General features: G+C 26.6%; 25 protein-coding genes and 1 pseudogene. 9 read left to right on the top strand and 17 right to left on the bottom strand.

Features of this window, described 5'->3' with window-relative positions:
• Nucleotides 1-105 precede the first annotated feature (105 nt).
• The 6 genes from T324_RS0113075 (at nt 106) to T324_RS0113050 (ending at nt 6,060) form a co-directional block, all read left to right on the top strand.
• Nucleotides 106-1,722 carry a hypothetical protein gene (locus T324_RS0113075; RefSeq protein WP_028330666.1) on the top strand — a complete coding sequence of 539 codons (1,617 nt, stop codon included), beginning with the start codon at nt 106-108 and terminating at the stop codon, nt 1,720-1,722.
• A gap of 49 nt (nt 1,723-1,771) precedes the next feature.
• Complete coding sequence (locus tag T324_RS0113070; protein ID WP_051436853.1) at nt 1,772-2,251, top strand: YkvA family protein; 480 nt, start codon at nt 1,772-1,774, stop codon at nt 2,249-2,251.
• Nucleotides 2,252-2,381: 130 nt separating this feature from the next.
• Nucleotides 2,382-3,458 (top strand): peptide chain release factor 1, encoded by a 1,077-nt coding sequence (prfA, locus tag T324_RS0113065; protein ID WP_028330664.1) that lies wholly within the window; start codon nt 2,382-2,384, stop codon nt 3,456-3,458.
• Between the two features lie 14 nt (nt 3,459-3,472).
• Complete coding sequence (locus T324_RS0113060; protein WP_028330663.1) at nt 3,473-4,162, top strand: hypothetical protein; 690 nt, start codon at nt 3,473-3,475, stop codon at nt 4,160-4,162.
• Between the two features lie 20 nt (nt 4,163-4,182).
• On the top strand, nt 4,183-5,622 hold the full coding sequence (locus T324_RS0113055) for a spiro-SPASM protein (RefSeq protein WP_028330662.1): 1,440 nt from the start codon (nt 4,183-4,185) through the stop codon (nt 5,620-5,622).
• 9 nt (nt 5,623-5,631) lie between these two features.
• Nucleotides 5,632-6,060, top strand: coding sequence for a hypothetical protein (locus tag T324_RS0113050; protein ID WP_028330661.1), 429 nt, complete (start codon nt 5,632-5,634; stop codon nt 6,058-6,060).
• A gap of 37 nt (nt 6,061-6,097) precedes the next feature.
• Here the strand turns inward: T324_RS0113050 and T324_RS0113045 are convergent, their stop codons facing one another.
• The 10 genes from T324_RS0113045 to T324_RS0113000 all read right to left on the bottom strand — a co-directional run bounded on the left by T324_RS0113045 (nt 6,098) and on the right by T324_RS0113000 (nt 16,088).
• The gene (locus T324_RS0113045) at nt 6,098-7,084 is read right to left on the bottom strand and encodes a sugar phosphate nucleotidyltransferase (RefSeq protein ID WP_028330660.1); all 987 of its coding nucleotides are present in this window, start codon (nt 7,082-7,084) and stop codon (nt 6,098-6,100) included.
• A 17-nt stretch (nt 7,085-7,101) separates the two neighbouring features.
• Nucleotides 7,102-7,656 carry a DJ-1 family glyoxalase III gene (locus tag T324_RS0113040; RefSeq protein WP_028330659.1) on the bottom strand — a complete coding sequence of 185 codons (555 nt, stop codon included), beginning with the start codon at nt 7,654-7,656 and terminating at the stop codon, nt 7,102-7,104.
• A 102-nt stretch (nt 7,657-7,758) separates the two neighbouring features.
• Nucleotides 7,759-8,343, bottom strand: coding sequence for a tetratricopeptide repeat protein (locus T324_RS0113035; protein ID WP_028330658.1), 585 nt, complete (start codon nt 8,341-8,343; stop codon nt 7,759-7,761).
• 69 nt (nt 8,344-8,412) lie between these two features.
• Nucleotides 8,413-9,045 carry a bifunctional 4-hydroxy-2-oxoglutarate aldolase/2-dehydro-3-deoxy-phosphogluconate aldolase gene (locus T324_RS0113030; protein WP_028330657.1) on the bottom strand — a complete coding sequence of 211 codons (633 nt, stop codon included), beginning with the start codon at nt 9,043-9,045 and terminating at the stop codon, nt 8,413-8,415.
• 44 nt (nt 9,046-9,089) lie between these two features.
• Nucleotides 9,090-10,496: a glucuronate isomerase gene (gene uxaC, locus T324_RS0113025; RefSeq protein WP_028330656.1), complete on the bottom strand. Its 1,407-nt coding sequence runs from the start codon at nt 10,494-10,496 to the stop codon at nt 9,090-9,092.
• 57 nt (nt 10,497-10,553) lie between these two features.
• Entirely contained in the window at nt 10,554-11,621 is a 1,068-nt protein-coding gene (gene uxuA, locus T324_RS0113020; protein ID WP_028330655.1) for a mannonate dehydratase, read from the bottom strand.
• 18 nt (nt 11,622-11,639) lie between these two features.
• A complete protein-coding gene (locus tag T324_RS0113015) occupies nt 11,640-13,262 on the bottom strand; it encodes a mannitol dehydrogenase family protein (protein ID WP_028330654.1) in 1,623 nt (540 codons plus the stop codon).
• A gap of 18 nt (nt 13,263-13,280) precedes the next feature.
• On the bottom strand, nt 13,281-14,582 hold the full coding sequence (locus tag T324_RS0113010) for a TRAP transporter large permease (RefSeq protein ID WP_028330653.1): 1,302 nt from the start codon (nt 14,580-14,582) through the stop codon (nt 13,281-13,283).
• A complete protein-coding gene (locus tag T324_RS0113005) occupies nt 14,579-15,079 on the bottom strand; it encodes a TRAP transporter small permease (RefSeq protein ID WP_051436852.1) in 501 nt (166 codons plus the stop codon). The genes T324_RS0113010 and T324_RS0113005 overlap by 4 nt, the downstream gene beginning before the upstream one ends.
• Before the next feature lie 25 nt (nt 15,080-15,104).
• Nucleotides 15,105-16,088 (bottom strand): TRAP transporter substrate-binding protein, encoded by a 984-nt coding sequence (locus T324_RS0113000; RefSeq protein WP_028330651.1) that lies wholly within the window; start codon nt 16,086-16,088, stop codon nt 15,105-15,107.
• Nucleotides 16,089-16,257: 169 nt separating this feature from the next.
• Between T324_RS0113000 and T324_RS0112995 the strand changes: the two genes are divergently transcribed.
• Nucleotides 16,258-16,965: a GntR family transcriptional regulator gene (locus tag T324_RS0112995; RefSeq protein WP_028330650.1), complete on the top strand. Its 708-nt coding sequence runs from the start codon at nt 16,258-16,260 to the stop codon at nt 16,963-16,965.
• Between the two features lie 5 nt (nt 16,966-16,970).
• Here T324_RS0112995 and T324_RS0112990 read toward each other — a convergent pair whose 3' ends face one another.
• From T324_RS0112990 to T324_RS0112955, 7 genes and pseudogenes are all read right to left on the bottom strand, one after another.
• A complete protein-coding gene (locus T324_RS0112990; RefSeq protein ID WP_028330649.1) occupies nt 16,971-17,993 on the bottom strand; it encodes a sugar kinase in 1,023 nt (340 codons plus the stop codon).
• A 90-nt stretch (nt 17,994-18,083) separates the two neighbouring features.
• Nucleotides 18,084-18,401: a thioredoxin-like selenoprotein Sec.1 gene (gene sec1 / locus T324_RS18300; RefSeq protein WP_211232594.1), complete on the bottom strand. Its 318-nt coding sequence runs from the start codon at nt 18,399-18,401 to the stop codon at nt 18,084-18,086.
• 114 nt (nt 18,402-18,515) lie between these two features.
• A pseudogene (locus T324_RS18895) lies at nt 18,516-18,778 on the bottom strand (thioredoxin family protein).
• 200 nt (nt 18,779-18,978) lie between these two features.
• Nucleotides 18,979-19,308 carry a thioredoxin family protein gene (locus tag T324_RS17935; RefSeq protein ID WP_340638816.1) on the bottom strand — a complete coding sequence of 110 codons (330 nt, stop codon included), beginning with the start codon at nt 19,306-19,308 and terminating at the stop codon, nt 18,979-18,981.
• A 44-nt stretch (nt 19,309-19,352) separates the two neighbouring features.
• Nucleotides 19,353-20,366, bottom strand: a complete 1,014-nt coding sequence (locus T324_RS0112965; RefSeq protein ID WP_028330646.1) for a permease — start codon at nt 20,364-20,366, stop codon at nt 19,353-19,355.
• A gap of 10 nt (nt 20,367-20,376) precedes the next feature.
• Nucleotides 20,377-21,420, bottom strand: a complete 1,044-nt coding sequence (gene arsB / locus T324_RS0112960; protein ID WP_028330645.1) for an ACR3 family arsenite efflux transporter — start codon at nt 21,418-21,420, stop codon at nt 20,377-20,379.
• Between the two features lie 18 nt (nt 21,421-21,438).
• Complete coding sequence (locus T324_RS0112955; protein WP_028330644.1) at nt 21,439-21,768, bottom strand: ArsR/SmtB family transcription factor; 330 nt, start codon at nt 21,766-21,768, stop codon at nt 21,439-21,441.
• A gap of 382 nt (nt 21,769-22,150) precedes the next feature.
• Between T324_RS0112955 and T324_RS0112950 the strand changes: the two genes are divergently transcribed.
• Nucleotides 22,151-23,653, top strand: a complete 1,503-nt coding sequence (locus tag T324_RS0112950; protein WP_028330643.1) for a YfcC family protein — start codon at nt 22,151-22,153, stop codon at nt 23,651-23,653.
• 112 nt (nt 23,654-23,765) lie between these two features.
• A complete protein-coding gene (locus T324_RS0112945; protein WP_028330642.1) occupies nt 23,766-24,794 on the top strand; it encodes an aldose epimerase family protein in 1,029 nt (342 codons plus the stop codon).
• Nucleotides 24,795-24,812 lie beyond the last annotated feature (18 nt).

The raw sequence follows: 24,812 nt of genomic DNA, 5'->3' as shown, positions 1-24,812 counted from the left end.
ATCGGTTTTTTATTATCAATAATATTTAAATATTGACGAAGATTATAATTAAAATATAATATATAAAAGATAGTAGATAATATATAAAACGGAGATTAATTTTTTATGGTTAGTATTAAAAGGCAAAGACAGATTAAACTGTTAGTTGTATTATCTATTATTTTAGCTATCATAATAGTTTCCGTTTTTGTATTTGGATATTTCCCTTATGGTTTGCATAAAAAGGATATGTCTGAAGTAAAAATGCCAAAAGATAGTATTTTATATGCAAGCGTTAAAAGTTTAGATGGCAGTATTTTAAAGTTTGCTAATTCTATATATGCTTATAGAATATCGCATGATGAATCTATGTATGATTTTTCTATTATGATTAAAACTGCTGAGGCTTTTGCTAATCAATTAAAAAACAATAATAATTTTTTTGTTAAACTATTATCCAATTCTATACTAAAAAGAAATGCTTCTATATTATTGTGGGGATATAATAATAATTTGAATGATTCTGAAGTATTCTATATGTTTGATATAGGAAGAGTTAATTCATTTTTATTTAATTCTTTTTTTAATCCAAAGCAGCTGACTATAGATGATAATTCATATGATGTAAAAAAAATTAATTATAATGGTACAAAAATATATGCTTTAGATAATAACGGGCCTTTTATATTTTTTAGCTTTTATAATGGTATATTAATAGCGGCAAAGAATTATAATCATATAAAAAAATTGATAGATTTTTTTGATTCTAAACCAAGCAATTTTAATGAGATAGAAATTTTAAATGATGCTAAAAATTCATATAATCCAGATGTTTCTTTTTATATCAATAAAAATTTGTATGATTATAATAAATGTGAAGGTTCTATATTATTTGCACCTTTAAAATATTTTGAAAATACAGCTTCTATATATGGAAATATCAAACTGTATGATGATAATGGGGTTGCTGATATATTTATTAATTATGATTACGGCGGTTCTGATAGATATTCATTATATAATTTAGATGGAAAAATAGATGTTCAAAGTTATTTGTCCAAAGAAAATACTATAATGTATCTTGGTTTAAAATCATATTTGGCTGGTTTGTATCCTCTTATGTATAATGATTTGAAATTTAAGCATGATAATGAGCTTGCATCTGAAATATATACTTTATTTACAAAGATGAATGATATTTATTCATTTGGAAGTATTATTAATGATTTGTATGGAGAAATGGCTATAGCATATATTGAATCAAAAGTTTCAAAATTAGTTTATCCTATTGTTATTTTTAATATAGAAAATGATAATTCTTTATTGCCTAAACTTGAAATGGCTTTAGTTGAAAAATATCCGACTTTGAATAAATCAGAAAGAAAATATAATAATAACTTTATATATTCTTATGATTTAAATAATGGAAATGTTCTTTACTATACTTTTATAGATAGAGTATATTTTGTAAGTGAAGATGAAAAGGCAATAGAAACTGTTATAGATAATAGTTATGATTCTGACAGTTTAGAATCTTATATAAAAACAGAAATTCATAAAGATATTAATCCTGACTATATATTTACAATACAGCTTTCAAAATCTCAGGATATATTAAGAGATTTTGATATACCTTTTAGAACTTGGAGTTATCCAAATAGTATAATTTTTGGCTCTACAATAATGTCTAATTATACACATATTAGTATTGATTTTAAAGCAAATTTTACAAGTAGATATTGATATTTTTTTATTTTATTATATCCTATTTTATTATTTAGAGGATATTTACATGTCTGATTTTAAAGATAAAGCAAAACAAATATGGGATAGTATTTCCAGAGGTATTACTAAAGAAAAATTAGACTCTATTATTGGAAAATCCAAAGAAATATTATCAAGAGTTTCAACATCAGAACATCTTTCACAATTGATGGAAAAAATTAAGTTATTAATCAATATGATAAAAGACTATCTAAATGGTAGCTATAAGGATGTGCCATGGAAAGCTATATCTGGAATAGCGGCGGCATTATTATATTTGCTTGTTCCTATAGATGCAATACCTGATTTTATAGTTGGTCTTGGATTATTAGATGATGCTTTTATTATTGGTTTATGTCTCAAATTCTTCAGTGATGATATAGAAAAATACAGAATTTGGAAATACGGTCCTGATGAAAAGGATAATAACAATAATATAGATGACAGTAAAAGTTTAAATAGTGAAAGCGATGAAGAAACAGAAATTGAAATTATGAATAAAAAATAATTGAAAATAATGAAATGTTTTATAAATAGAGAAGTTAGTATTTTCTAGCTTCTCTTTTTTATATTTTTGGCAGTTGATAAATATCATTATTTGTATATAATAGTATATTATTTTGGAGAAAATTTATTTTATGTCAATAATTGATAAACTTGCATTGGTAGAAAATACTTATGATGATATAGTGCATAAACTCAATGATGCAAATATAAAAGATAATAGAGTCATTCAAGACTTAATGAAAAAGAAATCAGAAATAGAGGATATTGTAGAGGAATATAAAAAATTAAAAGACATATTAAAGCAAATAGAAGAATCTAATGAAATGATTAATAATGAAGATACAGATAAAGAGCTTAAAGAAATGGCATTATTGGAGGTAGAGGAACTTAATCTGAAAAAAGAAAAAGTTATAAATGATTTAAGACTCCTACTTCTTCCTAAAGATAAAAATGATGGAAAAAATATAATAGTAGAAATTAGAGTTGGTACAGGCGGTGAAGAATCTGCTTTATTTGTAGGCGATTTATTTAGAATGTATACAAGATTTATAGAAAGATCTAATTTAAAAATGGAAATAATAGATACAAGCCCTACAGAACTTGGAGGATATAAAGAGGTGATATTCTCTGTATCTGGAAAGGATGCTTACAGAACATTGAAATTTGAAAGCGGAACACATAGGGTACAAAGGATACCTGCTACAGAATCCGGCGGCAGGATACATACTTCTGCTTCTACAGTTGCAGTTATGCCTGAGGCTATGGAAAGCGATGTTGTTATAAAAGATGAAGATATAAGGGTGGATATATTCCGTTCAAGTGGACCTGGAGGGCAGTCTGTTAATACAACGGACAGTGCTGTTAGAATTACACATTTGCCTACAGGGTTAGTTGTACAATGTCAGGATGAGAAGAGTCAGCATAAGAATAAGGCAAAAGCATTAAAAGTTCTTCGTGCTAGAATATATGAGAAAGAAGAAGCTGAGAGAAAGGCTAAAGAGGCTAAGGAGAGACGCGAGCAGATTGGTTCCGGAGATAGAAGCGAAAGAATAAGAACTTATAATTTCCCTCAAAATAGAGTTACAGATCATAGGATTAATGTAACTTTATATAAACTTGATAGATTTATGGATGGGGAAATAACAGAAATAACTGATGCTTTATTTAAACAGGAACAAGAGGAAATGCTTTCTTCATATTCTGATTAATAATGGGAATGTTTATGAAAGATATTGAGTATATTCTTGGAGAAGAAAAAGTTATTCATAATATTCATGATGATGATTCTATTATGATGTATATAAAAAGTTTTGATAATGTTTCATATTGTGATTATTTTTATGAAGATGATCCTGGAAATTTAATGGGGCTTTTTGCTTATCATAAGTTAGATAAATATTTTTTTGTTGAGTTTGGAGCTTTTAAAGAAAACAGAGAATATAATAAACTTGTAGTTAATGATTATGCTGAATATATTACTAATGATAAATATGACCTTACTAATGATAAATTTATAGATGTACTTAATATAAGCAATGTTCGTCATGATCAATTTATGAAATTAATAAGAAAAACTAAGTTAAAAAATATAAATAGTTATCCTATTAAAAAAATCACTTTAAATGAATATATAGAAATTTATCCTCATAGATATATCAATAATAGGTTTAAAAGTTATGTTAAAGATAAGTATTTAAAAATAGACATCAAAAATGTAGCTGAAGATTTTGTTTATAGATGTCCTTATTGCGGTTCTACTAATATTTTTAAAATAGTTAATGAAAATACAAATAAATTAGAAAGTGTTAATGTTTATACTTTAGATGATGAAGAAGTTTTAAATAATTTTTATGTATGTAATATGTGTAATTTAATAATGAGAAGTCCGGAAAATATGCTGGATTATATATAATAAAAATAGAGGTTTTATAAATGAGTTTTTTAATATTAATTGATAAGTCTTTTTCTAATATCTATTCTAAGGAATTTGAAAGTGTTTTTAATGATAAGATTGATGCTCTAAAAAATATTTTGAATTGCGGAGTTAAAGAGCTTCATAATAATGATATTAATATTATAGAAAATTATTTAAATAATATATATAAAGAAAGTGAAGGATATGATAATATAATTTATATACCTTCAAATATGCCTTTATTTAATATTGATGAAACTGTGAAACTTACAAAGATACATGAAGAGAATATAGCTTATTTTAGTTATGGTGAAAATTATCCTCTTGGTGTTATTCCTTTTATAATTAGAAGGGATGCTTTTGATAAGTTATTTAATATAATAAAAACTAAAACTATAAAACCTTCAGAAAATGCTATAAGTAATATAGTTTTTATTGACCCTAATTTTTTTGAAATAGAAATAATAATATCTGAATACGATATGAGATATTATAGGCTTTCATTTTTTGCAGACAGTAAAAGAAATGCTTTGCTAATATCAAAACTTATAGATTATAAAAGTTACGCTGATATTGTTAATGCTATAAAAGAAAATCCAAGTATTAGAAGAACTTTACCATCCTATATAGAATTGGATATTAATAATAGACAGAATGTTATTAATAAATATTTATTTGCAAATGAAACTCTAAAAAATGAACTTGCAAAAGAAGAAAAAAATCTTACTTTTGATGAGTTTAAAAATATTTATGATAAATTATTTAATTTTTGCGGTGATTTTCATTTATCTATAGGAAGCTATTATGAGCCTCTTTTAAATAAAGATATTTTTGAAATATTGGAATATGCTGTTAAAAATAAGTCTGTAAATATATATTTAGAAACAAATGCATTAGCTTTAGATGAAGAAAAGGCTAAAAAATTAATAAATTTGCAAATGGAGAATGATAATCTTAATGTTATTATTCATTTAGACGCTGTAGAAGTGGATGTTTATAATAAAATATATGAAACAGGAGATATAAAAACAACTATTTCTAATATTGATTATTATCTTCTTAGAGAGCCTAAAAATACTTATTTGCAAATAGTAAAGCAGAAAGATAATTTTGATTATTTAGCTTCTTACTATAAATATTTTGATAAATATAAAACAGAGATTATAATGCAGAAGTTTTATACATATAGAGGAATTATATCTGACAATAGAGTAGGGGATATGGCTCCATTAATAAATATAGGATGCTGGCATTTGTCTAGAGATTTATTTATAGATACTTACGGAGATGTTTATATTTGCAGATTTGATATAAATAAAGATAAAAAAATCTCTTCTATATATGATGATAGCTTGGATAATATATGGAAATTATTAGAAGAATATTATATAGATAATGTATTTTCTAAATTGGATTTCTGTAAAAATTGTGATGAGTGGTATTTGTATAATTTTTAATTTGTTGTTATGGAAAAAGTTATAATAAAATATTTAGAGCTTGTCTTTGCATCCTATATAGTAAGATTTTTAGCTACAAGATTGGTATTAGAATTTCAGTCTGTTAAAAAGTTTTATTATAGAAGAGAAATACTTCCTGGTGTGCGTAATTGGAATAACAGGCTTCAAATGGTTTATTATTTTGAAGTATTTTCATTTATACAAAGTTTGCTTATAGCGTTATTTTTTATGGCATTTTTTCATTTTATTCCATTAAGGGAACATATAAAACTTATAATGGGTTTTTTAATGTATTCTTCTTTTATTGTTGCTGATAAGATGAGATTTGCTGTTTTACTTACAAATTATCCTTTTTCACTTTTAATAATGGATACAGCTATATTTTTATTTGTAAGTCTTTTACAATTTATAGTTATGGCATTGATAAATGCGGCATAATAAAAGAGTGAGACTAATATTAATCTCACTCTATTTTTTAGTTTTGCTCTATGGTTATTGAAGCTCCTATATCCATAGAATGTGTTTTCCCTTTATAATGTACTTTTTCTGATATTATAGAATTATCCATAAATGCATTTGAAATATTAACATCTTCAAATATAATGCAATTTTTTAATATTGAATTTTCTATTTTTGAATTTGATCCAATATGTACATAAGGACCTATTACAGAGCCTTCTATTTTTACATCCTTATCTATAAATACAGGAGGTATTATAGCAGTATCTTTTATTCCTTTGCTCAATATTTCATGTTTAATAATAGTTTTATTTGTTTCTATCATTGTTGATTTTTCACCGCAATCATACCATCCGTCTAATTTGAATGTTTTAAATATTATACCTTGTTTTATCATATATTCCAAAGCATCTGTAAGCTGATACTCATTTTTAGTTTTTATATCATTAGCTATTATATAATCTATAGCATTAAATAATTCTTTTGAATTAATTATATTATACATACCTGTAAGTGCTAAATTACTAATAGGTTCCTGAGGTTTTTCAACTAATTTTGTTATAACTCCGCTTTCATTCAAAATAGCTACACCAAATCTGCTTGGATTATCAACTTCGCATACACCTAATGAGTTTTCATTTTTACTCACTATTTTTGATAGATTTAATTTAAATATAGTATCTCCAAGAATTATGAATATTTTATCATTATCATTAACATATTCCCTAGTAAGAGATATAGCATGAGCCAAACCTTTATACTCTTTTTGTTCTACAAATGTTAATTTTATATCCTTATATTTAGAAGTTAAATATTCTATCATTTGGTCTTTCAAATAACCAACTATAAATATAATTTCTTCTAAATCTCTTATAGAAGAGATTTCATACATTATAAAATCTATAATAGTAGACCCTGCTATTGGTAATATAGGCTTTGGTTTTGTTATGGTATGCGGTCTTAATCTTGTACCTTCCCCGGCCGCTGGTATAATAACTTTCAAAATAAAATCCTTATAAATTATTTTATTAGATGTATTAGTAATTCATTAGCTAATTTATCATTAGAACCATTTAAATATTTTACTAATTCTAAAGCAAAAAATACTGTAGTAGCAGGACCTTTAGATGTGATAACATTGCCGTCACAAACAACTAAATCCTTTTCAACATATTCTCCGCCTTTTACAGCACTTTCACAGCTAGGATAACAAGTATATTTTCCTTTTATAACTTCAGCTTCACCTAATACTATAGGAGAGGCACATATTGCTGATACAAGTTTTTTATCTTCATACATAGTTTTTATTTTTTCGATAATTCTCATATCTGATTTTAAATTATTCATTCCGCCGTAACCGCCTGCAAGTGCTATTCCGTCAAAATCATAGTTTATTATTTTTTCTAATAAAGTATCTGCTTTTATTACTATATTATGAGCACCTTGTACTTCTAAATTTTCAGTCAAAGATGCTGTAACAGCTTCTATACCTGCTCTTCTTAAAATATCAACAATAGTGATAACTTCAATTTCTTCAACGCCTTCTGCTAATGGTACTAAAATTTTTTTTGACATAATTTTTATCCTTTTGTCATAATGTTTTTATGATATAATAATATTATTATATCTGTAATATTGCAAGTAATTCTTTTTTTAAATTGATAACTTTTAAATATTTTATTTTTTTTCTTTGATTGTTTCTAGTGCTTTTTCATATCCTAAATCAGCAGATTTTTTCAAACATTTCTCAGCCCTTTGCAAATATTTATTCTTAGTATTTTCATCTTCTTCATGCTTAGATAATATTGTGTATAATTTATAAATATCATAATAGGCTATATAATCTTCCGGATTAAATTCTAAAGTTAATTTTAAATATTTAATAGCTTTTTTATATTTTTTATTTTTTCTATAGATAACAGACATTAAATAGTAAGCATCCGAGTAGGCCTCATTTTTCATTATGACATTTTCTAAATCTTTAATAGCATTATCATAATCTTTTTTATCAATATAAACTTCAGCCCTATAATAATAAGTATCGCTGTCATGTGGATATATTTCTATAGATTTATTATAAGTTTCAATAGCTTTATCATAATCTTTAATTTCATAATATATTCTAGCTAGATTATGGTATGCATCCAAATTACTGCTGTCAATTTCTATAACTTTTAATAAATCCTCTATGGCTTCATTGTATTTCGATTTTTGAATGTTATTCAAAGCACTATAAAAATATTTATTATATTCACTAATCATTTGATAAAATCCTAATTTTTGGTATATAAAAAATATTATATACCAAAAATTATTTTTATCAAAAATATTTTAAATATTAAGAGATTTAATTAATTGAGAAGCTTCCTCAAATCTTTTTTTAATTTCTTTCCAATTTTTTTCTTCCATTAAGTTTCTAGGACAAAGCCAAGAACCTCCGCATGCAAATACATGTTTATTTTGTAAATATTCTTTTACATTGTCTATACTTACTCCTCCTAATGGCATAAATTTAACACCGGTATGCTGATAAACAAGTGATATATTTTTGATCCAATTAATACCACCATATAAACCTGCATGGAAGAATTTAATATATTTAAATCCATAAGCTAAACATTGTTCAAGCTCAGCAGGAGTTGCAGCACCAGGTATATAATGATAATTTTTCTTTTTAGCGTATTCAAGCATTACAGGCTGAAATCCAGGGCTTATTATTAAATTAGTTCCCAAATCAAGTACTCTATCAACTTGTTCTGTATTCAATACAGTTGCTGCTGCTCTTGGAAGTGAAGGATAATCTTTAGCTAATATTTCTAAAGCTTTATATCCGTATTCTGTTCTAAGAGTTAATTCTATAGAAGGAAGAAATTCTAAACAAAGTTCTGCTATATTTCTTATTTCCTCTTCATTTTCTACAACTACTGCAGGTATAATTTTATTTTGTATATATTTTTCTAGCATAATAACTCCATAATATTAAAATTTATACAATAAATTTACCATACTTAATTATTAAAGTAAATATTGGAATTGTTAAAACATATATTTTCTACAATATTTCCTAAATATTTAATATCATTAGGTATTTCACCTTTATAAGCCCATTCTCCTATTATATTGCATAATATTCTTCTAAAATATTCATGTCTTGAATATGATAGAAAACTTCTAGAATCAGTAAGCATACCTACAAATAAAGCCAATGAACCTGTATTTGCAAGTATTTTTATCTGTTCTTCCATTCCGTCTTTTGTATCACAGAACCACCAAGCTGAACCTAATTGCATTTTACCTTTTATGCCTCCATCTTGGAAACATCCCATAAGTGTTGATAATGAGTAATAATCCTTATTGTTAAGACTATAAAGAATAATTTTAGGAAGTCCTACAGTGCTGTGGCATGTTTTAAATAATAAAGATAACTTTTTAATTATATTAGAATCTGCTATAGAATCATAGCCTGTATCAGGTCCTAATTTTTTAAACATTATATCATTATTGTTTCTCATAGCAGCTATATGTATTTGCATTACTAATTTTGATTCTTTATATTTTTCAATAAATTTAATAAGCATATATGTTTTGTATTTTTCTATTTCTTCATCGGATAATGTTTCTTTATTCAATGCTTTTTTGAATATGTTATCAATATTGGATTCACTGTCCAAATTAAAAGGTACTGTTTCTAAAGCACAATCACTTGATACACATCCCAAAGTTTTGAAATAATCTATTCTTTTATAAAGAGCATCTATTAAAGATTTTATATCTTTTATAGACATAGAGCTTGCTTCCTCTAACTTTTTTATATAATCTATAAAGCCAGGCATTTCTATATTCATTGCTTTATCTGGTCTGAATGAAGGAATAACATTAGTATCTATTTTTCCTATTTTTGTATTTCCTTCTTTAATCATTTTATGATATTCCAAATTATCTACGGGATCATCAGTGGTTCCTATAGTATGAACTTTAAATTTTTTTAGAATATCTTTAACTGTCATATTCTGCAATTTTTCATTAGCTTTTTGCCATATAATATCAGCGTTATCTTCGTTAATAACTTCATAAATATCAAAATATCTTTGTAATTCAAGATGACTCCAATGATATAATGGGTTTCCTATTAAATTAGGTACTGTTTTTACCCAAGCTATAAACTTATCATAGTCTGATGCATTTCCTGTTATCAAATTTTCATCAATTCCATTAGCACGCATCATTCTCCATTTATAATGATCTCCATATAACCAAATTTCTATTAAATTATTGAATTGTTTATTTTCAGCAATTTCTTTTGGGCTTAAATGACAATGATAATCAAATATAGGCATTTTATTAGCATAATCATGAAAAAGTGTTTTTGCTGTATCATTATATAATAAAAAATCTTTATCCATAAAAGTTTTCATAATAATATCCTTGTGATTAAAATAATGATGCAATTGTATTGCATCGATATTATGCTGTTACTTATTCATTTTATCTATAGCTTCCCATAATCCTTGTAAATAAACAGCTCCTAACGCTCTGTCATAAAGTCCATATCCTGGCATGGATACTTCATCCCATATAGCTCTTCCATGATCTGGTCTGAATGGTCCTTCAAAACCTATATCATAAAATGCTTTCATAATAGCAAACATATCCATAGAGCCGTCGCTTGATAAGTGAGCAGCTTCTTGGAATTTACCAGGTGCAGTATGTTCTAAGTTTCTTACATGAGCAAAGAAGATTTTTCCTTTTAAACTTCTTACTATATCAGGTATATCATTTTTAGGATTAGAACCTAGTGAACCAGCACATAAAGTTACACCATTGCATGGGCTATTTACACTATTAACCATTCTTAATATATTTTCTTTATTAACTATAATTCTAGGAAGTCCGAATACAGGCCAAGCAGGATCATCCGGATGTATAGCCATTTTGATATTGTATTTTTCACATGTAGGCATTACAGCACTTAAGAAATATTTTAAGTTTTCAAATAATTTCTCGTCATCAACACCTTTATACATTTCAAAAAGTTCTTTTAATCTGCTTAATCTGTCTGGTTCCCAACCAGGTAAAACGAAACCATTAGAACTAGAGTCAATTTGTTCAAACATTTTCTGAGGGTCTATCTGATCTATTATATCTTGATCATAAGATAAAACAGTTGCACCATCCGGCCTTACTTTTGCTAAATCGCTTCTAGTCCAGTCAAATACAGGCATGAAATTATAACATACTAAATTAATTCCGGATTTACCTAAAACTTCTAATGTTTTTATGTAATTTTCTATATATTTATCTCTGCTAGGCAAACCTATTTTTATATCATCATGTATATTTACACTTTCTATACCATATATTTTTAAACCTGCATCTTCAACTTCTTTTTTTAGATTTTTTACATCTTCTTCTTTCCAAACATCTCCCACTTTGCTGTCATATAAAGTTGTTATAACTCCTTTTACTCCGGGTATTTGTCTAATTTGTTTTAGAGTAACAGAATCAAAATTTTTCCCGAACCATCTTAAAGTCATTATCATAGTAAAAAATTCTCCTTATTATTTTATATATTTTTTTAAGCATTCTCTAACAGCATGTATATCTTTTATCATTTCTTTAAAGTATTCTTCAATTTTATTTCCCAAATTAATTTTTTCATCATATAAATCAACAGCAAATATAACTTTATTAGAAAGTATAGGCTTTAAATTATTTCCAACGCTATTTGGGTCTTTAAACTTTATTTTTGATATATAAGTTTGTAATTCATTCAACATAGGATCCGGACTTATATCCATAGAATTACCATTATCATCTATACCCATTAAATATCTAAGCCAAGCTGCTATAGTTATAGGTATTCCAATTAAAACAGAAGTATCAAGTCCATTATTCATATAAGATTTTAAAGTTTCTCCGTATCTTATAGGTATTTTTTGAGATGTATCTGTTGCTATTCTTTGAGGCGAATCAGGTATGTAATTATTTACAAAACGCTCTTCTATTACCTCTTTTATGAAATCTCTTGGATTTAAAATTTTAGGATCAACAGCTACTTTCATTCCTTCATCATAACCTATTTTTTCAATAAGTTTTTTTAATAAAGGATCCTTCATTTCTTCGTATATAAAATTATAATTTAATAAACATCCGAATATAGCCAAAGATGTGTGTAATGGATTTAAACAAGTTGTAACTTTCATCTTTTCTGAATTTTGAACAGTTACTCTGTTAGTTACATAAACTCCGGCTTTTTCCAAATTTGGTTTTCCATTTGGAAATAAATCTTCTACAACTAAATATTCAGGAACCTCAGCATTGACAAAAGCAGCCATTGGATTATGTCCTACTTTAAATATTTCCATTCCTTCCAAACCAATATTTTCAAGTTTTTTGTATATAATATCAGAAGGTCTAGGAGTAATTTTATCAACCATACTGAAAGGAAATGCTACTTTTTTATCGTATTCTAAATATTTTATAAAACCATCATCAACAAAACCTTTTTTATTCCATTCTTTTGCTATATCTAATACAGCATTTTTTAGTTTGTCTCCATTATTTGAACAATTATCAATACTAAGCAAAGATATAGGATACGCACCGTTTTTGTATCTTTCTAATAGCATAGCTGCAGTAATACTCATAATATTTTTTGCTTTGTTAGGAGCATTATTAATATCATCTGCAACTATATTATTATAATTTCCATTTAAATCTTTTATTGAATATCCTTTTTCTGTAATAGTAAAGCTAACTATTTGTAATGAACTTGATATAAAAATTTTTTTTAACCCTTCATAATAATTCATAAAATCGGCATGTAATATATCTGTGATGCTTCCTATAACTTTTTTATCTATATCCCCATTACTTTTTATAGATGCTAGAAGAGTAAGATTATCAAACGGTTTATAAACTTTTTCTATCATATCATAATCATCTCTTCCAGCAGAGTGAGTATCAACAGCTATTATGCCGGTATCTATAATATTATCATTCAAAAGAGTATCTGCTATTCTTGCAACAAAACCTCTAAATATATTGCCAGCTCCAAAATGTATCCAAGTTGGTCTTTCAGCTGTGTTTTTTCTAATCTGCTTTATATCATATTTGGGTATTAATATATTAGCATCTTTCCAGAAAGTTTTGTCATTTAAATTTTCTATATTTAATTTCATTGTATATAGCCTTATATTTTAATTCAAAAGTCCTGCTGCTTCTGGTAAAAATAAGCTTATTGCAGGTATGAAAGTTACTAATAGCAATATAATAATTAGCACTACAAATATAGGTATCATTTTTGGCACAACTTGCTCTATTTTCATTCCCGTAAGAGAGCATCCCAAAAATAAGGCATTTCCTACAGGAGGAGTCATTAAACCTATACATAAATTGAATACCAACATTATACCAAAATGTACAGGATGCATTCCTATTTCTTTAACTATAGGTAAAAATATAGGTGTAAATATCAAAACAGCCGGAGTCATATCAATAAAACATCCAACTACTAATAATATAGCATTTATTATTAATAGTATTATTATTGGGTTTGAAGATATTGATAGTAAGGCTTTAGCAACTAATTCAGGTATTTGAGAAAATGATAGTATCCAAGACATTATAGAAGATGATGCTACTAAAAATAAAGATACACCTGATAATATTATTGTATCTTCTACAATATTCATAATTTTTTTCAAATCTAAAGATCTGTAGCACAATGATAATATCAAACTATATACCGCAGCTATTCCTGCACCTTCAGTAGCTGTAAATACACCTTTGATAATTCCGCCTATAACTATTACTATCAAGAACAGACTAGGTATAGCTTTCCATATAATTATCAATTGTTCTTTAAAAGGTATTTTTTCTCTAACTACTTTTGTTTTATTTTTTATTGAAAAAATTAAACATATAACCATTATTCCCAAACCCATCAAAATACCAGGTAAATATCCGGCAAAGAATAATGCTGCTATTGAAGTACCACCGCTTACAAGCGAATAAACTATATAAGTATTGCTTGGAGGAATTAATAAACCTGTTGTACATGAAGTTATGTTTACAGCTGTACTGAAAGGCATATCATAATTATCTTTCTCTTCAAGTGGTCCTATTATTTTTCCAACTGCAACCTCAGCAGCAACGGCGGATCCTGATAAAGCACCAAAAAACATATTTGCTAATACATTTATATGCCATAATGGAGAAGGTAATTTACCTGTTATAAGTTTAGCAAAATTAATTAATCTTAAAGCCAATCCGCCTGTATTCATAATAGCACCGGATAATATAAATAATGGTATTGCTAAAAGCGGAAATGAGTTTAATGAATTTATCAATGATTGAGATGCTGTTAAAACAGACATATCAAATGGTAAATGTAAAAACATTACAAATACAGAAGATAATGCTATTGTAACAGATATAGGCACACCTAAAAATAGGAATATGGCAAATGTAACAACTAATGCTATTATAGATAATGTCATTTTGCCTCCCTAATATTTAATATATTTTTATAGATATAATATATTTGATAAAATGTTATTATTAATCCACTAATAGGAGTTACAATATATATGCACCACATAGGTATTAGCATTACTGATGAAACCTGATTATGTGTTACAGAAATTAATTTTGTACCTCCTATTATAAGAACAAATACAGCCAAAAATAAAACTATTACATCTATTAATATATTTATATATGTTTTTATATTTGGTATATTGATATTATCTAGTTTATCTAATACAAGTGTTAAAGCTATATGTCCTTTTACCCCAAATGTATAAGCACCTCCCAATAAACCTAACCATATCAATAAAAATCTTACCAATTCTTCAGTAAAAACAACAGGTGCTCTTAATAAATATCTTGAAAAAACTTGCAAAGATACACAAAAAAGCATAGCTGCAACTATAATAAATAATACATAAAATAAAAATTTATCTATTTTATATTTTATTTGTTCTAAAACTGACATAATAATAAATCCTTATAAAATTAAATTATTCATTTTCTACACTTTTTATATAGTCTATTAACTCTTTAGCTCTAGCATCTTTAGCTGCTAATGCATCATGCATAGGAATAATTAATTGTCTGAAAGGTGTTATATCAGGATAAGTTATATTAGCTTTGAATTCATTAGTTGCTCTTTGCATACTTGCCTCTTCACTTTCTTTCCAAAGAGTTGCAAAATATATCTCAGTCTCTTTTGCAGCATCTCTAAATAATTGTTTATCTTCTTCTGATAAAGTATTCCAGAAAGGAGCACCAACTGTTAATATATCTGATGCTCTTGACATTTCTGTAACAGAGAACTCTTTTGCAACTTCAACGTGTCCTGCTTCTACATAAGAAGGGAAGTTATTTTCAGCTCCATCTATTACACCTTGCTGTAAAGATGTGTAAACTTCACTGAAATTTAGAGTTACAGGAGTAGCTCCTAATAATTTAGCCATTTCTATATATGTTGGAGAGTCTTGAACTCTTAATTTTAATCCTTTTAAATCATTAGGTGTATTAATAACTTTAGATTTAGTATATATGCTTCTAGCTCCGCCTTCTATATATATTAAAGATATGAATCCTTTGTCTAAAGTAGATTCAAAAATTTCAGTCATTTTGTCGCTTCTCATAACTCTAGTATAATGGTCATAATCTTTAAAGATATATGGCAAATTTAAAACTGAGTATATAGAATCGAAATTTTCTAAAACAGATGTATTAATATGTGCAAATTGTACTACACCTGATTTTGCTAGCTCTAAAGATGCTTTCTGATCTCCTAATTGGCTAGAAGGATATATTTGTATTTTAAATCTTCCATTACTGTTTTTTTCTACTATTTCAGCAAATTTTTTGTAGGCAATATCAACTGGATATCCATTTGCATGGTTATGGGATAATTTTAGAGTTGTTGATTTCTCGCCTCCGCAAGAAATTAATAGGAAAAATGAAGTTAGTAATAAAAATAAATATTTTTTCATGTTGTGTTATCTCCTTTAAAAATATTGGCATACTAGTATTGTAGTAAAAATAAAATCTATTGTCAATAAAAATTATAATTTTTTTTTATTTTTTTTAATTACTTGAAGTTTATTGATAAATAATGTATCTTAATTACCATTAAAAATATGAAAAATCATTAGGATAAATATGGCTAAATCAAAAAATAATAATGCTGATAATCTTATAATATTAGATAGAGAGATTAATGAACCTATAGGCGATTATGCTGTAAGATGTTTAGAATATAATATAATAAACATGAATTTAACTCCAGGTACTTTTATAAGCGAAAAAATTGTAAGTGAGGCATTATCTATAAGCAGAACTCCTATTAGAGAAGCTTTTTCAAGACTTGAGAAGATGAATTTGATGAAAATATATCCACAAAAGGGAACAAGAGTATCATTAATAGATGCTTCTATAGTGGAAGAGACAAGTTTTATGAGGATGGTTCTTGAGAAAGAGATAATAAAAATAGTTTGTAAAGATTGTTCAGAAAAGGACATTAAACTTATAAAGAAAAATATAGATACTTATGAAAAAAATATAAATACTGATAAACTTTACAATTTATTGAATTTGGATAATGAATTTCATGAAATATTATTTTTAATAGCAGATAAAAAGTTAATATATAACCTTATTATAGATTCGATAAAACATTTTAATAGGGTAAGAATATTTAATATTATAGAAATGGATAGAAACAGAACATTAACAGAACATAAAAACATACTAGAATATATAAAAGAAAAAAATATAAAAAAGATTCTTCCCCTAATAGAATCACATTTAACTCATGTTAAAGATGACATGATTTTTTTAAAAAGTAAATTTCCTGAGTATTTTAAGTAAATAATCTATCTTTTTACATCTAAGCCATCTTTAGATTTCATCAAATTAATTACTTCTTCTTTTGTGGTAAGATTCCAATCTCCAGGTATGCTATGCTTTATACAAAAAGAAGCAGCAGCAAATTCAAGTATATCCTGATAATTATCAAATAATTGTATTCCGGACAATATTCCAGCAGCAAAAGAATCACCTGTGCCAATTCTATCAACAATATTTTTTATATAATATTTTTTTGATTTATATAATTTTTTATTATTATATAGTATAGCAGATATATTATTTTGATTAGAATCTATAGTTTCTCTTTTAGTTGTTATTACAGTTTCCAATGAATATTTTTTTATTAATTCATCCATAATGGCAACATAGTCTTCATCGCTTATATTAGAATTTACATCTATATCACTTTTTACACCCAAAATTTTTATAGCATCATATTCATTTGCAAATACTATATCTGAATATTTTACTATTTCCGGCATTACCTCTTCTATATTTTTGCCGTATTTCCATAGTTTTTTTCTGTGATTTACATCGCATGATACTTTTACATTTCTTTTTTTAGCTTCTTTTACAGCATATAATGTAAGATCAGCTGCTGTTTGGCTTATTGCAGGAGTAACACCACTAATGTGAAAATATCCAGCATTGCTAAATACTTTGTCCCAGTCAAAATCTTCTATTAATGCTTGAGATATTGATGAATACTCTCTATCATATATTACATTTGAACTTCTGTAACTATTTCCTTGCTCTACAAAATATATTCCAAGTCTTTTACCTTCCCAAGATATTGCTGAAGTATCTACTCTATGACTTAAAAGTAACTCCTCCACTTTTTTCCCTATTATATTATTTGGTAATGCAGTAACATATCTGCTTTCTAAACCAAAAATAGATGCTAAAACGCAAATATTAGCCTCAACTCCTCCAAATGTGGCATTAAGTCTTGAAGATTGAAATAATCTTTCATTGTCAACAGATGAAAGTCTAAGCATTATTTCTCCAAATCCTACTATATATGACATAAAATTACCTCTTTTTTTAATTATACTGATATGCTACTATATTAGTAAAATAAGGAAAAAAGTCAATATATAAAAATAAAAAGGTTATATTTATATATTTTCTTTTAATATTTCTACTATTTTTTTCTGACTTAGAACTTCACCGTAAGATATTAATTTATTATTTATAATAAGGGCGGGTAAGGTCATTACCCCATAGTATGACATTGTTCCTTTATTATTAGTATATTTTATTGATAAGTCCAAATCTAATTCTAATATTGCATTTCTCAAATTAGTAAGCATGTTTAAAGAATCTTCATCTTCACCGCCCAATAATAATACCTTTTCTATGTAATTATCAGAGCCCTCATCCTCTAAAGGGTCAGGTAAACATCCTCATCCAAATTCTATACTATTTTTTATCATATTTTTACTCTCTGCTATGTAATGTAATATACATTATATAGGTATAGTTAAAAAAATGCAATGTAAAAAGAGTTCTAATATAATAAAATATATTAGAACTCTGTGAAAATATTATTATTTTATATTGTCTTTTAAAAGTTTTATTATTTCTTCTTTGCTTAGTACTTTTCCATAGGATAGCACTTTTCATCTAAAACTAAAGCAGGTGTAGACATTACACCATAAGAAGCTATTTCTGACATATCTTCTACATGCTTTATAACCAAATCAAGTTTAGCTTCTTCTATTGCTGCTATAGTATTTTCTTCTAGTTTATGACAATTAGCACATCCTGTTCCAAGTATTTTTATTCTTGCCTCTACAGGAGTTTCTTTTATTTTTTCCTTTTCAACGAAAAGGTTAGAAGAAGCAGGTCTTCATCCGCATCCGCTTCCAAAGAAAAGATCTTTTATGTTCATATTTATCTCCTTAAAATGTTTAATTATATATTTTTATATATACACCATATAGGTATATTGAAAAAATTGCAATAAAGGGCTGTAAATAAATTATACAGCCCAACAAAATAAATTAAAAATTATTTTATATTTTCTTTTAATATTTTAATGATTTCATCTTTGCTTAAAACTTTTCCATAAGATAATACTTTTTCATCTAAAACTAAAGCTGGTGTGGACATAACCCCGTAAGCAGCAATCTGTGCCATATCCTGAACATGCCCAACATCCAAGTCAATCCCCATTTCTTTTACAGCTTCTAAAGTATTTGCTTCTAATTTTGTGCAGTTAGCACATCCTGTACCTAATATTTTGATTCTTGTATTATTAGATTTTTCTTTGTTTCCTTCAACTGAAGGGGAGCATGATCCTCCTCAGCCGCAGCTTGATTGTTTCTTTTTAAAAAACATAATTTTCTCCTTTTTTTATTTATATTTTATTTTAATAGTTTATATCATACAAATAGAAAATAAAAGTTATTAAATAAATATCCAATAATCATTATTCCTAAAGTAACTATTCCCACGAAAAAAATAAGAAGAGGCATTTTTACTACTTTTTTTATCATAATTATTGACGGAAGAGACAAAGCCGTAACAGCCATCATAAATGATAAAATGGTACCAATACCTGCACCTTTATAAAATAAACTTTCAGCTATAGGTAGCGTTCCAAATATATCTGCATACATAGGAATACCAACCAAAGTAGCTAAAGGAACAGAATACCAATTATTTTTTCCTAGTATTGTATCTATCCATGCTTCCGGTATAACATTATGTATAAAAGCTCCAATTCCAACACCTATAAAAATATATAAATAAACCTTTTTTATAGTTTGTACAACTTGATTTTTTGAGTATATAACTCTTTCTTTTTTTGTCATAGTTTGTATTTCTATTTCGGCATTGCTAGTTTGTATGTTTTTTACAAAATCTTCTAAATATCTTTCCATTTTTAATTTTCCTATTAATGTTCCTCCAATAACAGCAAGAATAAGTCCTACTACAACATAAGCAATAGCTATTTTCATTCCAAATACACTTGAAAGAAGTATTAAAGAAGCTAAGTCAACAAGAGGAGAAGATATTAAAAATGAAAATGTCATGGCTATTGGTATTCCGGCAGATGTAAACCCTATAAAAAGAGGTATTGAAGAGCATGAACAGAAAGGTGTTACAGTACCGAAAAGTGCTGCAAGTATATTTGCTGATATCCCATTAAATCTGCTCAATATTTTTTTTGTTCTTTCAGGCGGAAAGTAGCTTTGAATATATGATATACAGAATATTAATACAGAAAGCAGAACAAATATTTTTATAACATCATATATAAAAAATTGTATTACACCTTTTATTGTATCTGATAAAGTAAAATTATTTAATATATTTCCTATTAATGTATTAAGCCATTTCATCGATATTATTTGATCTTGTATAAAGATAAATATTGTTTTTATAATATTCATTTTATAACTCCTAATTTTTAAATTTATTTTTTGTGGCATTTGCTATTTTTACAAGTGTAAGCATTACAGGTACTTCTACCAAAACTCCTACTATAGTTGCTAATGCTGCACCAGAATTTACTCCGAATAATGATACTGCAACAGCCACAGCAAGTTCAAAGAAATTTGAAGCTCCTATCATACCAGCAGGTGCCGCTATATTATGAGGAAGTTTTAATATATAGCAGGCAATATAAGTTATGAAAAATATCAAAAAAGTCTGCAGTATCAAAGGTATTGCTATTAAAATTATATGAATAGGATTTGATAGTATTACATTTCCTTGAAAACTGAATAATAATATTAATGTAAGTAATAATCCTATTATGGTTATGTTATCAAATTTATGCACAAAAATATTATTAAAATATTCTATCCCTTTTTTACCGCATACATAAACTCTTGTAAGGATGCCTGCAGTTAATGGAATAAGAACAAATAATATAACAGATAAAAATAATGTATTCCAAGGTACTGTAACATTTGATATTCCCAACAAAAATTTTACTATAGGAACGAATGCTATAAGTATTATTAAATCATTAGTAGCAACTTGTACAACAGTGTATGATGGATTTCCATTTGTTAATGCACTCCAAACAAATACCATAGCAGTACATGGAGCAGCTCCTAAAAGTACAGCACCAACTAAATATTCTTTTGCTAAATCATTAGGTATGAAGTTTCCTAGTATAGTATAAAAGAATAAGGATGCTATAAAAAACATAGTAAAAGGTTTTATAAGCCAATTTACAATCCAAGTAACAAACAGCCCTTGGGGATTTTGTGTAACATTTTTAATACTTTGAAAATCTACATTCATCATCATTGGGTATATCATAAACCATATTAATATTGCTATTGGTATGGAAACATTTGCATATTCAAATTTGTTTAATGTATTTGGTATAGATGGTAAAAACTTGGATATTAATACACCTATAACCATACAAATAAATACCCATAATGTTAAATATTTTTGAAAAAAACTAATGTTTTCTTTTTTTCTTTCCATATTTTATTACCTTTTTATTTAAGCATCATTTTCAGATTGGCATTTTCTTGTACTTTCAGCATTTTTATTTGATACTATAGATGTATAATAATTCAGTAATTCCTTTGCTTTTGATATAGCTTCTTCATTAAAACTGTAATAAGTCCATTTGCCTTCTTTTCTGCCTATTACTATATTTGAATCGCAAAGTATTTTCATATGATGAGATAATGTAGATTGTACTATATGCAGTTCTTCCAATAGTCTGCATGCACATATCTCTCCGTCTTTAATCATTTCTAATATTTTTAATCTGTTTTCATCGCATAATGCTTTAAAAATAATTGCATCATTTTTATAATCCTGCATTTAATCTCCTTAGACTTATTATGTTAAATCGAAATATATCGATATATAATATAACAAACATATCGATATTTGTCAATATAATATTGTTAAAATTAGGTTTTTCTTAAAAAGATTATAATAAATGAAAAATAATGGTTTTAAATATAGCAAATATGATAATCTTGAATTTTTAATGTTTGTAAGAATTGTTGTGTATTAAAACTATTATTTTATTAAACATATTGACAATATCTATAAAATTCATATACTAAATTATATAACCTAATAGTATATTAAAATTATATTATATTATTAATAATTATAAAAAGTATAACTATTAACAATAATATTTTTTGTTTTAATGTTACTAGTAGTAATATTTTATATAATAATCGGAGGATATATGGGAGAAAAAAAAGAAAAAAAAGCCCCTAATACGTACGTCATAATATTTTTTGCTATGATATTAGTTGCTGTTCTGAGTTGGATTATACCAGGCGGAAGTTACCAAATGAATGAAGAAGGAAGATTTATTACTGGAACATATACTGCTAAAGAGTCTAATCCTCAAGGTTTATGGGATGTATTGATAGCACCATTTATAGGTATGGTTGGAGGAGAAGGTGTAACTGGAGCAATCATTATTTCATTGAATATAATGATGTTTGGAAGTTTCTTAGAAATAATGGATAGTTCAGGAGCTATAAAAATATTTTTAAAAAGGATAGCTATGAGGTATCAGAATAATATAAATATTCTTATAATTATTTTGGTTACTATAATGGCATTATTAGGAACAATAGAAGGGTGTTATGAAGAGGCATTTGTATATTTGCTCATGATAATGCCTTTTATATTGGCGTTAGGACTTGATACTATGGTTGGTGCCATGATAATTATATTTGGTACTCAAGTTGGATGTTTAACTTCCATTATTAACCCTTTTGCTGTAGGTATTGCATCAGATATAGCGGGCATTAGTCCTGGAGACGGTTTATTAGTAAGAGTGTTAATGTTCGTTATTTTTGTAGGAATAACATGTTTCTATATATGCAGATATGCTAAAAAAGTTAAAGAACATCCTGAGAAATCTACTCAGTATCATAGAAAAGAAGAAAATCTTAAAGCATTCCCAGTTTCTGAAGATGAAAATTTAGAAATGACAGGAAAGGACAAAGTAATATTAATAATATTTGCTTCTACTTTTGGTTTGATGATGATTTCTTTAATACCATGGACATCATTAAATGAGCATTTCACTATATTTGAAGATATAGTAGCATTTTTAACTGGCTTACCATTTATCGGTACAGTTTTAGGTAAAAGTATGGTTCCTTTCGGACAATGGTATTTTAATGAAGTATCAATGCTATTATTAATATCTTCTTTAGTATGCGGTAAAATATTAGGATACGATATAAATAAAACTATAGATTTAATAATAAAAGGTGCTGCCGGAGTTGTTTCAACTGCTTTCATAGTTCCTTTTGCAAGAGGTATACAAGTAGTAATGGATCAAGGTATGATTACTCCTACAATATTGCATTTTGGAGAAACTACATTAAGCAGTTTATCACCTGTTTTATTTGTAATAGTTAGTTTAGTATTCTACTTCATTATGGGAATATTAATATCTAGTACTAGCGGACTTGCTGCTGCTACTATGTCAATAATGAATTCTATGGCTTTATTTGCTGGTGTTGCTAGCCCTGTTATCATAAACGTATATTTAATGGGTATAGGTTTAGCAAACATGATAATGCCTACTTCAATAGCTGTTATGGTATGTACTCACGTTGCTTATATTAGCTATACAGATTGGGTTAAGGTAAATTGGAAATTTATGGTTGCCATGTTCTTGGCCTGCTGTATATTCTTAGTATTTAACGTAACAGTATTATCATAAATAAATAATAATATTTTTTAGGGCTATCAATTTATTTGATAGCCTTTTTTTGTTAATTGAAATTATATTTTATAATGATATAATATAAGTATATTAACAATGGAGTTAAAATATGCAAGTAAAAAATTGGGGAAGCGGATATCTTCTATATGAATTAAAAAATTCAAATGGTATGGTGCTTAAATTAACAGATATTGGAGCATCAATAACAGGAGTATTTTTTAAAGATAAGAATGGTAATGAAGTTCAGGTATCATTTGGAAGTGACGATTATTCATTTTATTTAAATCCTCATGATTATATTGGTTCTTCTGTTGGAAGAGTTGCAAATAGAACAATAAATTCTGAGTTTACTCTTGACGGAAAAACATATAAATTAACAAAAAATGATAATGGTAAGCATCATTTACATGGCGGTGAAAAAGGAATATCATTTCAGCAATTCGATTCTAAAGTTTTGGATAATCATTCTGTACTTTTCAGTTATAGTTCAAGTGAAGGTGATGAAGGTTATCCTGCCAATATGGATATAGATATAACATACTCTTTAACAGATGATAATGAAATAATTATGGAATATTTTGCGGCAGTTAATGCTCCTACACCAATAAATTTAACAAATCATGCTTATTGGAATCTGAATGGAGAAGGTACTATATATGATCATGATTTATTTATAGATTCTTCATTCTATTTGCCTGTAACAGATGAATGTGTATCTACAGGCGAGATTTTAAAAACAGAGAATACTCCTTTTGATTTTACTAAGACAAAGAAAATAGGTACTGATATAGAAAAAGCTAATGGTTATGATAATTGTTTTATTTTTAATGAAAAAAATATATTATCATATACTGATGAGGATGAAAATAATTTTAATAAATTAAGAGCTTCATGTTATAGTGAGAAAACAGGAATAGTTTTAGAGCTTTATACCACAAAGCCTGCTATGCATTTTTATTCCGGAAATATGCTTAATAATAGAGAAGTAAGAAATACAGTTTTGAATAAGCATAATGCATTCTGCTTTGAGACAGAGTTTTTACCAGGGGCGGTAAATTTTCCTCATTTCCCAAGCATCATATTTGATCCTGATAAAAACTATAATCATAAAACAATATATAAATTAAATTTAAAATAATAATAATAAAAAATATTT

Origin of the sequence: Brachyspira alvinipulli ATCC 51933 (assembly GCF_000518245.1) — a bacterium.
GTDB lineage: Bacteria > Spirochaetota > Brachyspiria > Brachyspirales > Brachyspiraceae > Brachyspira > Brachyspira alvinipulli.
Note: the sequence above shows the minus strand (reverse complement) of the source record. Positions and strands in the feature narration are given on the sequence as shown.

Excerpts from the sequence above, each read along its gene's own strand:
- T324_RS0113075 (WP_028330666.1), top strand. The coding sequence starts at position 106 with ATGGTTAGTATTAAAAGGCAAAGACAGATTAAACTGTTAGTTGTATTA.
- T324_RS0113070 (WP_051436853.1), top strand. The coding sequence starts at position 1,772 with ATGTCTGATTTTAAAGATAAAGCAAAACAAATATGGGATAGTATTTCC.
- prfA (WP_028330664.1), top strand. The coding sequence starts at position 2,382 with ATGTCAATAATTGATAAACTTGCATTGGTAGAAAATACTTATGATGAT.
- T324_RS0113060 (WP_028330663.1), top strand. The coding sequence starts at position 3,473 with ATGAAAGATATTGAGTATATTCTTGGAGAAGAAAAAGTTATTCATAAT.
- T324_RS0113055 (WP_028330662.1), top strand. The coding sequence starts at position 4,183 with ATGAGTTTTTTAATATTAATTGATAAGTCTTTTTCTAATATCTATTCT.
- T324_RS0113050 (WP_028330661.1), top strand. The coding sequence starts at position 5,632 with ATGGAAAAAGTTATAATAAAATATTTAGAGCTTGTCTTTGCATCCTAT.
- T324_RS0113040 (WP_028330659.1), bottom strand. The coding sequence starts at position 7,656 with ATGTCAAAAAAAATTTTAGTACCATTAGCAGAAGGCGTTGAAGAAATT.
- T324_RS0113035 (WP_028330658.1), bottom strand. The coding sequence starts at position 8,343 with ATGATTAGTGAATATAATAAATATTTTTATAGTGCTTTGAATAACATT.
- T324_RS0113030 (WP_028330657.1), bottom strand. The coding sequence starts at position 9,045 with ATGCTAGAAAAATATATACAAAATAAAATTATACCTGCAGTAGTTGTA.
- uxaC (WP_028330656.1), bottom strand. The coding sequence starts at position 10,496 with ATGAAAACTTTTATGGATAAAGATTTTTTATTATATAATGATACAGCA.
- uxuA (WP_028330655.1), bottom strand. The coding sequence starts at position 11,621 with ATGATAATGACTTTAAGATGGTTCGGGAAAAATTTTGATTCTGTTACT.
- T324_RS0113015 (WP_028330654.1), bottom strand. The coding sequence starts at position 13,262 with ATGAAATTAAATATAGAAAATTTAAATGACAAAACTTTCTGGAAAGAT.
- T324_RS0113010 (WP_028330653.1), bottom strand. The coding sequence starts at position 14,582 with ATGACATTATCTATAATAGCATTAGTTGTTACATTTGCCATATTCCTA.
- T324_RS0113005 (WP_051436852.1), bottom strand. The coding sequence starts at position 15,079 with ATGTCAGTTTTAGAACAAATAAAATATAAAATAGATAAATTTTTATTT.
- T324_RS0113000 (WP_028330651.1), bottom strand. The coding sequence starts at position 16,088 with ATGAAAAAATATTTATTTTTATTACTAACTTCATTTTTCCTATTAATT.
- T324_RS0112995 (WP_028330650.1), top strand. The coding sequence starts at position 16,258 with ATGGCTAAATCAAAAAATAATAATGCTGATAATCTTATAATATTAGAT.
- T324_RS0112990 (WP_028330649.1), bottom strand. The coding sequence starts at position 17,993 with ATGTCATATATAGTAGGATTTGGAGAAATAATGCTTAGACTTTCATCT.
- T324_RS0112965 (WP_028330646.1), bottom strand. The coding sequence starts at position 20,366 with ATGAATATTATAAAAACAATATTTATCTTTATACAAGATCAAATAATA.
- arsB (WP_028330645.1), bottom strand. The coding sequence starts at position 21,420 with ATGGAAAGAAAAAAAGAAAACATTAGTTTTTTTCAAAAATATTTAACA.
- T324_RS0112955 (WP_028330644.1), bottom strand. The coding sequence starts at position 21,768 with ATGCAGGATTATAAAAATGATGCAATTATTTTTAAAGCATTATGCGAT.
- T324_RS0112950 (WP_028330643.1), top strand. The coding sequence starts at position 22,151 with ATGGGAGAAAAAAAAGAAAAAAAAGCCCCTAATACGTACGTCATAATA.
- T324_RS0112945 (WP_028330642.1), top strand. The coding sequence starts at position 23,766 with ATGCAAGTAAAAAATTGGGGAAGCGGATATCTTCTATATGAATTAAAA.